The 12,765-nt window shown below is 57.6% G+C and carries 11 protein-coding genes; 5 read left to right on the top strand and 6 right to left on the bottom strand.

All coding sequences use genetic code 11. From position 1 onward, the window contains the following. Positions 1-420: 420 nt before the first annotated feature. The 3 genes from hpxK to E0L21_RS12335 all read right to left on the bottom strand — a co-directional run bounded on the left by hpxK (position 421) and on the right by E0L21_RS12335 (position 3,951). Positions 421-1,671, bottom strand: coding sequence for an allantoate amidohydrolase (gene hpxK / locus E0L21_RS12345; protein WP_131409878.1), 1,251 nt, complete (start codon positions 1,669-1,671; stop codon positions 421-423). Next, entirely contained in the window at positions 1,671-2,909 is a 1,239-nt protein-coding gene (locus tag E0L21_RS12340) for a pyridoxal-phosphate-dependent aminotransferase family protein (protein ID WP_131409876.1), read from the bottom strand. The genes hpxK and E0L21_RS12340 overlap by 1 nt, the downstream gene beginning before the upstream one ends. Before the next feature lie 202 nt (positions 2,910-3,111). Continuing rightward, positions 3,112-3,951 (bottom strand): MurR/RpiR family transcriptional regulator, encoded by an 840-nt coding sequence (locus tag E0L21_RS12335; protein ID WP_131409874.1) that lies wholly within the window; start codon positions 3,949-3,951, stop codon positions 3,112-3,114. Between the two features lie 118 nt (positions 3,952-4,069). Here E0L21_RS12335 and ggt point away from each other — a divergent pair, with 118 nt between their 5' ends. The 4 genes from ggt (at position 4,070) to hpxZ (ending at position 7,702) form a co-directional block, all read left to right on the top strand. Next, positions 4,070-5,653, top strand: a complete 1,584-nt coding sequence (gene ggt / locus E0L21_RS12330; RefSeq protein ID WP_131409872.1) for a gamma-glutamyltransferase — start codon at positions 4,070-4,072, stop codon at positions 5,651-5,653. Positions 5,654-5,662: 9 nt separating this feature from the next. Beyond that, complete coding sequence (gene hpxX / locus E0L21_RS12325; protein WP_131410133.1) at positions 5,663-5,848, top strand: oxalurate catabolism protein HpxX; 186 nt, start codon at positions 5,663-5,665, stop codon at positions 5,846-5,848. A 97-nt stretch (positions 5,849-5,945) separates the two neighbouring features. Continuing rightward, positions 5,946-7,322: an AtzE family amidohydrolase gene (locus E0L21_RS12320; RefSeq protein WP_131409870.1), complete on the top strand. Its 1,377-nt coding sequence runs from the start codon at positions 5,946-5,948 to the stop codon at positions 7,320-7,322. After that, entirely contained in the window at positions 7,319-7,702 is a 384-nt protein-coding gene (gene hpxZ / locus E0L21_RS12315) for an oxalurate catabolism protein HpxZ (RefSeq protein WP_131409868.1), read from the top strand. Before E0L21_RS12320 ends, hpxZ begins: the two co-directional genes overlap by 4 nt. A 33-nt stretch (positions 7,703-7,735) precedes the next feature. Here hpxZ and cysH read toward each other — a convergent pair whose 3' ends face one another. From cysH to cysJ, 3 genes are read right to left on the bottom strand one after another with little or no spacing between them, the layout of a single operon-like run. Next, positions 7,736-8,470 (bottom strand): phosphoadenosine phosphosulfate reductase, encoded by a 735-nt coding sequence (gene cysH, locus E0L21_RS12310; protein ID WP_131409866.1) that lies wholly within the window; start codon positions 8,468-8,470, stop codon positions 7,736-7,738. A 54-nt stretch (positions 8,471-8,524) separates the two neighbouring features. Continuing rightward, positions 8,525-10,237 carry an assimilatory sulfite reductase (NADPH) hemoprotein subunit gene (cysI, locus tag E0L21_RS12305; RefSeq protein WP_131409864.1) on the bottom strand — a complete coding sequence of 571 codons (1,713 nt, stop codon included), beginning with the start codon at positions 10,235-10,237 and terminating at the stop codon, positions 8,525-8,527. Beyond that, on the bottom strand, positions 10,237-12,042 hold the full coding sequence (gene cysJ / locus E0L21_RS12300; protein WP_131409862.1) for an NADPH-dependent assimilatory sulfite reductase flavoprotein subunit: 1,806 nt from the start codon (positions 12,040-12,042) through the stop codon (positions 10,237-10,239). Before cysJ ends, cysI begins: the two co-directional genes overlap by 1 nt. 356 nt (positions 12,043-12,398) lie before the next feature. On the opposite strand from cysJ, the gene queD reads away from it, so the two are divergent. Beyond that, the gene (gene queD, locus E0L21_RS12295; protein WP_131409860.1) at positions 12,399-12,761 is read left to right on the top strand and encodes a 6-carboxytetrahydropterin synthase QueD; all 363 of its coding nucleotides are present in this window, start codon (positions 12,399-12,401) and stop codon (positions 12,759-12,761) included. Positions 12,762-12,765: the final 4 nt, after the last annotated feature.

Below are 12,765 nucleotides of genomic sequence, written 5' to 3'. Positions count from 1 at the left end.
AGCAATTCGCGAACCAATACTGAATTGGTTCGACGAAATTTTTGTTAATACTTTGATTTATTAATGTTTATTTTTGGTAAGAACGCAGAGGGCACACTGGGTGCACAGAAGGGCCGGCGATGAAATGCACAGTTAGCGTGCAAACAATGCACTAAAAGGGAAGAAAGGAACCAAAGGGGGAATACGTGAATGCGACATGAACGTAGTGGTGAGCGGGCGAAATGACGCTTTCTCAATCACTATGTCGAAGATAGAAACAAACACAACCTGCCGCGCCTGCCAGCCCGGCCGGTTCTCAGCATGATGACTTGCCCGCTGATTCAGTATTGCAGCGGCCACCGTTCAGGTATGCCCGAACGGAACGAGGTGCTGGATATTTTTTCGACAGCAGCACCTTGTAACGGAGGTAACACATCACCGCTACTCCGTGTGAATAAGCCGCCCTACCGCAAGACTCAGGGCGCGCAGCGCCTGGGCGACATCGCTACAGGCCACGCTTTCCGCCGGGTGATGGCTGATGCCTTTATGGCAACGCACGAATAGCATGGCTGAAGGCCAGCGTTCCGCAATGGCGATAGCATCATGCCCCGCGCCACTCGGCAGAGATAAAACCTTCCCCTGCACGGTGTGTACCGCATCGGCCAGCTCTTCACGCAATGGCATATCGCACGGCGTAGCGGCGATGGTGTAAAAAATGTCGTGGCGGAACTCAAGCCTACGTTGCTGCGCGATGCGGTTTGCTTCGTCCAGTAAGTGATTGAGCAACGCTTCGCGTTTATCATCCTGCGGGCTGCGGATATCCAGCGTAAGCCCCACCGCGCCGGGGATCACATTTACCGCGCCGGGTTCGCATTGTAACGTGCCGACGGTAGCGACCATCTCTGGCCCGGCCTCGATCGTTGCCTGTTCGATAATCTGTATCCATTCGGCGGCGGCCGTCAGCGCATCGCGGCGATGACGCATCGGCACCGTACCGGCGTGTCCGGCCTCGCCGGTAAAACGGCAACTGAGCCGTCGCGCACCGTTGATGGCCGTGACCACGCCGAGCGCCAGATCCGCTTGTTCCAGCACCGGCCCCTGTTCAATATGCAGCTCAAGGTAGGCGGAAAAATCCGCGACCGGGCGCTGCGCATTGGCAATCTGCGCGGGATCCAACCCGGCCTGTTCCAGCGCCTGCGCCACGCTGACGCCCTGCGTATCTTCACAGGCCAGCCACGTTTGCGGCCAACTGCCGGTCAGCCCACGGCTGCCAAGCAGCGCGATATTAAACCGCGTGCCCTCTTCGTCGGCGAAACCGACAATCTCAATAGCCTGTCTGCCCCGTAGGTTGGCCCGATGCAGACCCTCGACGACTTCGATCGCCGCCAGCACGCCAAGCATCCCGTCGTAACGCCCGGCATCGCGCACGGTATCAAGATGTGAACCGAGCAGCAGCGCCTGGGCACCCGCTTCGACACCCTCGTAACGGCCAAATATATTGCCGACCGCATCCTGCCAGGTGTGCATCCCCGCCTGCTGCATCCACCCGGCAACCAGCGCATTTGCCTGCAAATGCTGAGGCGAGAGATAAACGCGGGTGAGTTGCCCCGGCGTTTCGCTGATTTGCGCCAGCGCATCACAGCGCTGCATAACCCGGCTGGCGGCTTGCGCGGCATCGAAAGACGTCATCATTAACTGGCTCCTTCGTAAATGTCCCATGCCGCCTGCATACCCGCACCCTGTACGGTGCGAAAACCCAGACGGTTCAGCACCGCTTCCAGCGCCGTTAGCGTTTGCAGCACGCAATCTTTGCGCGCGTTATACCCCATGGTGCCGATGCGCCAGATCTTGCCCTGCAACGGGCCAAACGAGGTGCCAATCTCAATGTGGAAATCATCCAGCAGACGTTTACGTACCTCTTCGCCATGCACTTCCCGCGGGATTTGCACACCGAGTACGTTGTTCATCTTGTGCTGAATATCGCCAAATACTTCCAGCCCCATGCCCTGGATGCCCGCCAGCATTGCGCGCCCGTGCAGTTCGTGGCGCGCAATCAGCTTATCCATGCCCTCTTCGAGCATAATGCGCGCGCATTCGCGGGCGGCGAACAGCATGCTGGTCGCTTCCGTGTGGTGATTCAGACGTTCCGGCCCCCAGTAATCCATCACCATGCCGAGATCGAAATAGTTGGAGTAAATCATCTCCTCTGCGCCGTCCTGATGCGCCTCGGTGCGAATGCCTTGTTCTACGCATTTGCGCGCCCGCACCACCGCTTCCATCCGTGGGCTCAGGGTAACAGGCGAGCTGCCCGACGGGCCGCCCAGGCATTTTTGCAGCCCGGCGGAAACGGCATCTAACCCCCACGCATCGCTTTCTAACGGATTACCGCCGAGCGAGGCGGTCGCATCGGTATAAAACAGCACATCGTGGCGGCGGCAAATCTCACCGAATTGCTCCAACGGTTGCAGCATAGTGGTCGAGGTATCGCCGTGCACCGTTAACAGCAAACGCGGCTTGATGCGAACAATCGCATCTTCAATCTGATCCGGGCTAAACACCTCGCCCCACGGCACCTCAATGGTGTGGACTTCAGCGCGACAGCGGCGGGCAATTTCACACAGCAGATGACCAAAACGGCCAAACACCGGCACCAGCACCTTATCGCCAGGCCGAATGGCAGAAACGAGGATCGCCTCAATACCCGCGCGCGAGGTGCCATCCACCAGCATCGTCCAGCGGTTTTCGGTGCGAAACACTTCGCGGTAGAGCACCATGACTTCGTTCATATAGCCGGTCATTACCGGATCGTATTGCCCCACCAACTGGCTCGCCATCGCCCGCAGTACACGCGGGTCGGCGTTGATTGGCCCAGGCCCCATCAACAGGCGCGAAGGTGGATTAATTTGCGGGAACTGCTGAAAATCAAACATGGGCGCGTCCTTTAGTCTGCAACTGCGTACGATATGAAACGAAAGATTCTTTAAATTAATTTCTGCAACTAATGTGCCACAGACAAAAAATCGACACCAGCGCTGAATCGCTGTTATTTCATACGCAAATACCAAAGAAAACGGGGCGATAAACGCCCCGTCATAACACATTACCCTGGTGCAAAAGCACCGTTATGGTGCATTAGCGTTGTTCAAGCTCATCCAGTTCTCCATACAGGGCAGCGATGTTGTGGATGCGCTGACGCCCTTCGCTCAGCGCAGTGTGCAGCACGGCATTAGACAGCAAATTAACCAGGCTCATGGCGCTGCTGTAGCTGTCGAACGCGGAGACGCTCTCCAGCGGCAAACCGATGTGCCAGCGGCACAGCGACTTAATGCTGGCCGCCTGTGGTTCACTGATTGCTAGCAACGGAATGCCCTGCTGATGCAGCACTTCCAGCAGCGGGCGCACCACGCGCGGGCGGCGGCGAAAAGCCACCACCACCACCATATCTTGCGGGGTGATATCGACCACCTCTTCCGCCAGCGTCTGCCCAGGCTGCGGCATTAGCAGCACCTGACCACGGCTTTGCAGCAGTTGCTGGCGCAGGTGAAGTGCCACAGGCGCGCTGTTACGCAGACCCATAATAAAAACCCGCTTCGCCGTGTTGAGTGCGGTGACGATTTCGGCGAATTGCCCGGCATCCAGCGTATTGACCCACAGCGTCAGATTCGCCATCTCCTGCTTGTAATGGCGCGCCAGGAGCGTGTTGCCCTGCACCGCATCGCGATTCTCGGTCAGCGGCATACCGCTCTGGCGCAGCGTGCGCAGCTCATCGCGCATCTCTTTGAAACGATCATAGCCCAACCGCTTAAACAAACGGCTGACGGTGGCTTTCGATACGCCACTCAAGCGCGCCAGCTCGGCGCTGTTGTAACTCACCAGATCGTCGAAATGATCAATGATAAATGAGGCAATCCGTTGTTCCTGTGGGGATAGCTCGTCAAAGCTCGCCCGTAAACGCTCATCCAGCTGCTGCATAGCTTCTCCTGCAACTTTTGTTTCAGGCTAAGCTGACACAGTGAAACACCCGTCGTCAATCTGGAACAGCTCTTGCTTAGTGTTCTGCACTTACCCGCAGAAAACAGGAAGCGTGACGATGCAAAGTAATATGGCCCCCTCCGGTATGGCGGTAACGCCACACCATCTCGCCAGCGAATCGGCATTGTCGGTTTTACGCCACGGCGGTGACGCGATTGAAGCGATGGTAGCGGCAGCGGCAACCATTGCGGTGGCCTACCCGCATATGAACGGCATTGGCGGTGACGGCTTCTGGTTGATTGTGCCGCCTGACGGCGAACCGCTCGCCATCGACGCCAGCGGTGCGGCTGGGCAGCGGGCGACATGCGAGTTTTATGCGGGCCACACGCAGATCCCCCATCGCGGTACGCTTGCTGCGCTGACCGTACCCGGCACGCTCAGCGGCTGGGATGAGGCGCTGAAAGTCTCCGCCGCGCTCGGTGGCGGGCAGCTTCCGCTCTCACGGCTACTGGCGGACGCAATTCGATACGCCGCAGACGGCATCCCGGTCACCCAGTCGCAAGCCAGCGCCACGCAAAGTAAATATGCGGAACTGGTGGATATCCCCGGTTTTGCGCACACCTTTTTACCGCAAGGTAAAGCCCCGCTGGCTGGCAGCCGTTTTTGCCAACCGAAGCTCGCCCGCACGCTGACTCAGCTTGCCACCGAAGGGCTGGACAGCTTTTATCGCGGTTCACTGGCGCAGTTAATTGCCAGTGAAATGCAGACGTTGGGTTTACCCATTACCGCTCAGGATCTGGCGAACCATCGCGCCCAACGCCGCGTGCCGTTGAAACTGACACACAGCCAGGGCGAAATTTTCAATATGACGCCACCAACGCAGGGGCTGGTATCGCTGGCTATCCTCGGGATTACCGACCATCTGGAGATGGCGCAGGCCAGCGAAGTGCAAACCATTCACCGCATTGTGGAAGCGACCAAGAAGGCCTTCGGCCTGCGCGATCGCTACATCACCGATCCGCGTCACGTCACGCTGCCGGTACAGAGCCTGCTGGAACAAGCACCGCTGGAGCAACTGGCTGCCAGCATCGATGAGCAGCGCGCCGCGCCCTGGGGCCAGGGAAAAGGGCCGGGCGATACGGTGTGGATGGGGGTTATCGATAAAAACGGCCTGGCGGTGTCGTTTATCCAGAGCATTTACCACGAATTTGGCAGCGGCGTGGTGCTGCCGGAAAGCGGCGTGCTGCTACAAAACCGTGGCGCGGCCTTTAGTCTCGATCCGTCACACCTGCTGGCGCTGATGCCGGGCAAACAGCCGTTCCACACCTTAAACCCCGCCGCCGCGCGGCTGAAAGATGGGCGCACGCTGGTTTACGGCACCATGGGTGGCGACGGGCAGCCGCAAACGCAGGCCGCCATTTTTACCCGCCATGTGATGCAGGGCATGCCATTGCAGGAGGCGGTTTGCGCCCCACGCTGGTTGTTGGGCCGCACATGGGGACAGTCGTCAGAGAGCCTGAAACTGGAGGGGCGTTTTAGCGAAGAGACATTCCAGGCGCTACGCGCGTTGGGGCATGACGTCGAGTGGCTGCCGGGAATGAGCGAAGCGACCGGACATGCAGGAGCGATTGTGCGCCACACCAGTGGCATGCTGGAAGGGGCGTACGATCCGCGCAGTAACGGCAGCGCAGCAGGATTTTAAGGAGCGATGATGAACCCGATGTTTGACTGGCCGACCTATATCCGGCTGATGGAACAACTGCTTGATGTCCCGCTGGATGACACACGCCGCGCCGAGCTGGAAATCCAGCTCACCAGAATCGCCGCGATGGCACAACCGCTGATGACCTTTACGCTGCCGCATCGCCAGGAAGGTGCTGGGGAGTACCGGTTATGAATTTATCGATTGCTGAGATCAAGCGCGGTCTGCGGGGAAAAAACGTTAGCGCCTGCGAACTGGCGCACCGTCAGCAAGGCGCAGGAGAGCACCGGCTATGAATTTATCAATTGCTGATATTCAGCGTGGCCTGCGGGAAAAAACCTTTAGCGCCAGCGAACTGGCACAGCAGACGCTGGCGCGCATTGAGCGCGACAATCCGCGCCTCAACGCCTTTACTGGCATCACAGCCACGCGGCTGCTGGCGGAAGCGACGCAACTCGACCGGCAAGTCGCCAATGGCGAACCATTGCCCGCGCTGGCGGGCGTACCCTATGCGGTGAAAAACCTGTTTGATATCGAAGGCGTCACCACGCTTGCCGGAGCGAAACTCTTCAGCCAGCAACCGCCCGCAAAGGCAGATGCTTTTGCGGTTCACCGGTTGGCGAGCGCGGGTGCGATGCTCGCCGGGGCGCTGAATATGGATGCCTACGCCTATGGTTTCACCACCGAAAACAGCCACTACGGTGCAACGCACAACCCGCGCGATCCACAGCGTATTGCGGGCGGTTCTTCCGGTGGCTCGGCGGCGGCTGTCGCGGCGGGAATGGTCAATTTCTCGCTCGGCAGCGATACCAACGGATCAATTCGCGTGCCCGCCTCGCTGTGTGGCATTAACGGGCTGAAACCGACATTTGGTCGCCTGTCGCGCAGCGGTAGCCACCCGTTTGTCGCCAGCCTCGACCATATCGGCCCACTGGCGCGCAGCATTGAGGATTTGACGCGCGTGTATGACGCGTTGCAAGGCTACGATCCGGACGATCGCTGGCAATCCGATCGCGCCAGTGATACCGCCTTGCCGCAGTTGCATGGGGAAAGCAGGCTGCGCTGCGCCGTACTGGAGGGGTATTTCGCGAGCTGGTGCGATGACGATGCCCGCCAGGCCGTTGCACGTGTGGCGCGAGCGCTGGATGCTGACCATGCGATGACGCTGCCGGAAGCAGAGCTGGCGCGAACGGCGGCATTTTTGCTGTCAGCGGCGGAAGGCGGCAACCACTATCTGCCAGCCCTGCGCACCGATGCCGACGCGTTCGAACCCAATTCGCGCGAACGCCTGCTGGCGGGCGCGATGACACCCTCAGCCTGGTACACACAAGCACAGCGGTTTCGCGCCTGGTTTCGCGACAAAACGCTACCGTTATTCGATGGTGTTGACCTGCTGTTAGCCCCGGCAACGCCCTGCAGCGCCACGCTAATTGGCGCACAGACGATGCATATTAACGGCGTCGATTTGCCGGTGAAAGCGAGCATGGGCATGCTAACGCAGCCGATCTCCTTTCTTGGCTTACCGGTAGTGACCGTGGCGCTGAAAACCGCCAGCGGTTTACCGATAGGCGTACAGATTATTGCCGCGCCCTGGCAGGAAGCGTACTGTTTACAGGCGGCATGGCGGCTGGAGCAGGCCGGTCTTCTTTTCCCACAGGATGCAGCATGAACCGAGACAATGTTGATCGCCCGGCGATCCTCAATGAAGTGACGACCGCATTTTACCGTTATGAGCAGGCGCTTATCAGCAACGATATTGATGTGCTGGACGAGTTGTTCTGGGATGACGAACGCACGGTGCGTTACGGCGCAACCGAAAACCTGTACGGGATTGCCGCGATCCGCGATTTTCGCAACGCGCGCCCTTCTGCCGGGCTTGAGCGCGTGCTACGCAATACGACTATCACCACCTTCGGCGATGATATGGCGGTAGCGAGCACCGAGTTTACGCGGGAAAACAGCGAAAAAATTGGCCGCCAGATGCAGACCTGGGTGAAGTTCCCGTGGGGCTGGCGGATTGTGGCGGCGCATGTGAGTGTGATGGGGTAACAAATACCCTCTCCGGTAAAGGAGAGGGAAAAATTAACCTTCGTGCAGCCCGCATTCGCGTTTCAGGCCAAAGAAGCGGGTCTCTTCTTCTGCCATGCCAGGCTCCCATTTGCGGGTGGTGTGCGTGTCGCCCACCGAAAGGTAGCCCTGATCCCACAGCGGGTGGTAGTTCAGCCCGTGTTTTTGCAGGTACTGGTACACCGTGCGGTTATCCCAGTCGATGATCGGCAGCACTTTGAATACACCGCGCTGGATAGCCAGCACCGGAAGTGTGGCGCGGCTACCGGATTGCTCGCGGCGCAGTCCGGCAAACCAGGTTTTCGCGTTCAGGTCGGCGAGCGCGCGGTTCATCGGCTCGACTTTGTTAATCTGGTTGTATTTTTCAATCCCTTCAACGCCCTGCTCCCACAATTTACCGTAGCGCGCCTCCTGCCATGCCGGGCTTTGCTCGGCGCGGTAGATTTTCAGGTTCAGCTTGAGCTTGTCCGTGAGCTCGTCGATAAACTGGTAAGTTTCAGGAAACAGATAACCGGTATCGGTGAGGATCACCGGGATATCCGGGCGCACCTGATTGACCAGATGCAGACTCACCGCCGCCTGAATGCCAAAGCTTGAGGAGAGCACATATTCACCCGGCAGGTTTTCCAGCGCCCAGGCGACACGCTCTTCCGCGCTGAATTTCTCAAGCTGCGCGTTGGTTTCAGAAAGCTGCAGTATGCGTTCTACTTTGGGCAGCTCGTTTAGCGCGTTCAGATCGAGTACGGACATATTGACCTCTCTTATCACCTCTTCCCCCCCGACCGGGGAGGAAGGAATCAGGCGTTATTCCCAGAAATCTCGCGCCGGATCGAGTACCGGGCGGATAATTCCAGCGCGGATGGTGAAGTCGCCAAAACCTTCGCCCTCTTCACGCTCGTGCGCCCAGCGAGCGACCAGTTCGTCGATGGCGCCCAGAATTTCGGGTTCAGTAATGTTTTCGCGGTACATGCGCGGAATGCGTGTACCACTGCGATTACCACCGATATGCAAGTTATAGCGTCCCGGCGCTTTGCCGACCAGGCCGATTTCCGCCAGCATTGCGCGACCGCAGCCGTTCGGGCAGCCAGTCACACGCAGCACAATGTGGTCATCGCCCACACCGTGTTTTTCCATCACCGCTTCGACTTTATCGACGAACGAAGGCAGAAAACGCTCGGCTTCCGCCATCGCCAGCGGGCAGGTCGGGAACGACACGCAGGCCATGGAGTTTTCGCGCTGCGGTTTTACCGCGTCCATCAGCCCGTGGCTGCGCGCCAGTTTTTCGATTTTCGCTTTCTGACTTTCCGGCACACCGGCGATGATCAGGTTCTGGTTGGCAGTAATGCGGAACTCGCCTTTATGGATCTTGGCAATTTCCAGCAGACCGGTTTTTAGCGGACGTCCTGGATAATCCAGGATGCGGCCATTTTCAATAAACAGCGTCAGGTGCCATTTATTGTCGATGCCTTTCACCCAACCGATGCGATCGCCGCGACCGGTAAATTCGTACGGGCGGATCGGTTCAAATTTGATCCCGGCGCGGCGTTCAACTTCCGCTTTGAAAGTATCAACGCCAACGCGCTCCAGCGTGTATTTGGTTTTGGCATTTTTGCGATCGGTACGGTTGCCCCAGTCGCGCTGCGTCGTGACCACCGCTTCCGCGACGGCCAGTGTGTGCTCCAGCGGCAGATAACCGAATTCGCTCGCCGTGCGGGCGTACGTTTTCTTATTGCCATGCTCAATAGACAGACCACCGCCAACCAGCAGGTTAAAACCTACCAGCTTGCCGTTTTCCGCAATCGCCACGAAGTTCATGTCGTTGGCGTGCAGATCGATATCGTTCTGCGGCGGAATAACCACCGTGGTTTTAAACTTACGCGGCAAGTATGTCTGGCCGAGGATCGGCTCTTCATCCGTGGTCGCCACTTTTTCCTGATCGAGCCAGATCTCCGCATACGCGCGAGTGCGCGGCAGCAGATGTTCAGAGATCTTTTTCGCCCATTCGTAAGCTTCAGCGTGCAGTTCAGATTCGTACGGGTTCGATGTGCAGAGCACGTTACGGTTCATGTCGTTGGCGGTCGCCAGCGCGTCCAGCCCAACAGAGTGCAGCATCTGGTGCGCCGGTTTCACATTTTTCTTCAAAATGCCGTGAAACTGGAACGTCTGACGGTTGGTCAGGCGGATGCTGCCGTAAATGGTGTTGTCGTGGGCGAATTTATCAATCGCCTGCCACTGTTTGGTGGTGATAACGCCGCCCGGCAAACGGCAACGCAGCATCATCGCGTGGCGCGGCTCCAGCTTTTGCTCAGCACGCTCGGCGCGGATATCGCGATCGTCTTGCTGATACATGCCGTGAAAACGGATCAGCAGAAAGTTGTCGCCTTTGAAGCCGCCGGTCAGACCATCATGCAAATCTTCCGCAATGGTACCGCGCAGGTAGTTGCTTTCGCGTTTCATACGTTCGGCGTCGGTCAGTTTGCCTTCGACCACCAGTGGGCCTGGGTGTTTTTCGCTCATTAGTAGACATCTCGCTGATAACGGCGCTCAACGCGCAGCTCACTTAAAAATTCATCCGCCGCTTCGGTGTCCATGCCACCAAATTCGGCAATCACATCCAGTAAAGCCTGCTCAACGTCTTTCGCCATGCGATTGGCGTCGCCGCAGACATAAATGTGCGCACCGTCGTTAATCCAGCGCCACAGTTCCGCGCCTTGCTCGCGCAGTTTGTCTTGTACGTAAACTTTTTCTTTTTGATCGCGGGACCAGGCCAAATCAATCCGGCTCAGCACGCCCTCTTTCACGTAACGCTGCCATTCCACCTGGTAGAGGAAATCTTCGGTAAAGTGCGGGTTGCCAAAGAACAGCCAGTTTTTGCCTGGCGCTTCATCGGCGGCGCGTTGTTGCATAAAGGCGCGGAACGGTGCAATACCGGTGCCTGGCCCAATCATGATCACCGGCGTTTGCGGATTCGTTGGCAGGCGGAAATTATCGTTATGCTCGATAAATACGCGAACTTCGCCCTCTTCTTCTACGCGATCGGCGAGGAAGCTGGATGCTCCGCCCGCACGAGCGCGGCCTTCGACGTCATAACGCACCACGCCGACGGTGACATGCACTTCGCTCTCCACTTCTGCCTGCGAAGAGGCAATGGAGTAAAGGCGCGGCGTCAGCGGGCGTAGCAGGCCAATCAGCACGTCCGCATCCAGCTGTGCCGGAGAGAAACGCACCATGTCAACAATCGGCGTGGTCGCAGCGTAGTGCTGCAATTGCGCTTTATCGCCGACCAGCGGCAGGAGTGATTCACTGCGCGTCAGCGTGGCGTAGTTTTCCACGATATTGGCAGTGTTGACCGTCAATTCGTAATGCCATTGCAACGCTTCGGCGAGCGGCAGAGTTTTGCCATCGACCGTGACGGGTTCATCGCCTTTCAGCCACAGCAGCTCAACCAGCTCTTTGACCAACGCAGGATCGTTCTGATACCAGACGCCAAGCGCATCACCCGGCTGGTAACGCAGGCCGGAGTCGCCCAAATCAATTTCGATGTGACGCACATCTTTTTCTGAATCACGACCGGTAATTTTCTGGTTAACCGACAGGCTTGCGCTGAGTGGTGCTTCTTTGGTGTACGGACTGGAGAAGATTTCATTCACTGCGCCGCTGGCGGCAGCAACGGTTTGCGCTGGTGAGGTGGCTGGCGCGCGAGCTTTCAGCACCTCGACGACACGGGCGCGCCATTCTGCGGCGGCGGCCTGGTACTCCACATCCGCATCGACGCGATCCAGCAGACGTTCAGCGCCCAGCTCCGCCAGTTTGCTGTCGAAGTCTTTCCCGGCCTGGCAGAAAAACTCATACGAGGTGTCGCCAAGGCCGAAGACCGCAAAGGCGGTGCCATTCAGTTTTGGCGCTTTCTTCGAGAACAGGAATTTATGCAGCGCAACGGCTTCTTCCGGCGCGTCCCCTTCGCCCTGCGTTGAGGCGACAACGATCAGCAGTTTCTCGTTCGCAATCTGTTTGAATTTGTAGTCGCCCGCGTTGACCAGCGTGACATTGAGTTTCGCGGCCAGCAAATCATCGCGCAGCGCTTCTGCCACGCGGCGGGCGTTACCGGTCTGCGAGGCGGAAATCAGCGTAATAGAAGACGCTTCGGCAACCGGCGTCGCAGCGACCGTCGAGCCGACTGGCTGCTGATTCAGCACGCCCCAGAAATAACCGGAAACCCAGGCGAGCTGGTTCGGCGTTAAATCAGTGGTGGCCGCCTGGAGGCGCGCCAGTTGCTCCGGATTAAGCGGAAGCAACGCGGAAGGTGGGACCTGGGTCGTCATGCGTCGTATTGTTCCAGTAGCAATTCCCTTTCGTCTTTCGCGCAGCCTGTGAACGCGCCAACGCCGCGAAATCTATTGGGATATAATTTTAAAAAAGTGAAGTGAAACTAAGGTTAACGGTGGGGATAATAACAATTAAAGAAAGGTTGGAAATAATAAATAACCAAAAGAACTAACCTGTTTTAGTTATAGTTGTTAACACTAAAACCGGTTGAATAACCTATTGAATTATATTGATAAAATGAATGCGTTGCTGTTCGGCTTTTGTCGTAACCGCTTTTAGTGATTTTAATTAATGCTAAAAAAGGTCATTTCCGCTACCATGCGGCGGTTTTTTGTAAGCCTGAGAGTTCATTATGTCGACCACGTTGTTTAAAGATTTCACTTTCGAAGCCGCTCATCACCTGCCGCATGTCCCGCTGGGGCACAAATGCGGTCGTCTGCATGGCCACTCGTTTATGGTGCGCCTGGAGATCACCGGCGAGGTGGATCCTTATACCGGCTGGATAATGGACTTCGCCGAGCTGAAAGCCGCGTTTAAGCCGCTTTACGAGCGCCTGGATCACTACTATTTGAATGAGATCCCTGGTCTGGAAAATCCCACCAGCGAAGTGCTGGCGCAATGGATTTGGGATCAGATGAAACCGGTGGTGCCGCTGCTGAGCGCGGTGATGGTAAAAGAGACCTGCACGGCGGGTTGCGTTTATCGCGGCGAATAAAATG

Origin of the sequence: Kosakonia quasisacchari (assembly GCF_004331415.1) — a bacterium.
GTDB classification, from domain to species: domain Bacteria; phylum Pseudomonadota; class Gammaproteobacteria; order Enterobacterales; family Enterobacteriaceae; genus Kosakonia; species Kosakonia quasisacchari.
This window is presented reverse-complemented; position numbering and strand designations above follow the sequence as displayed.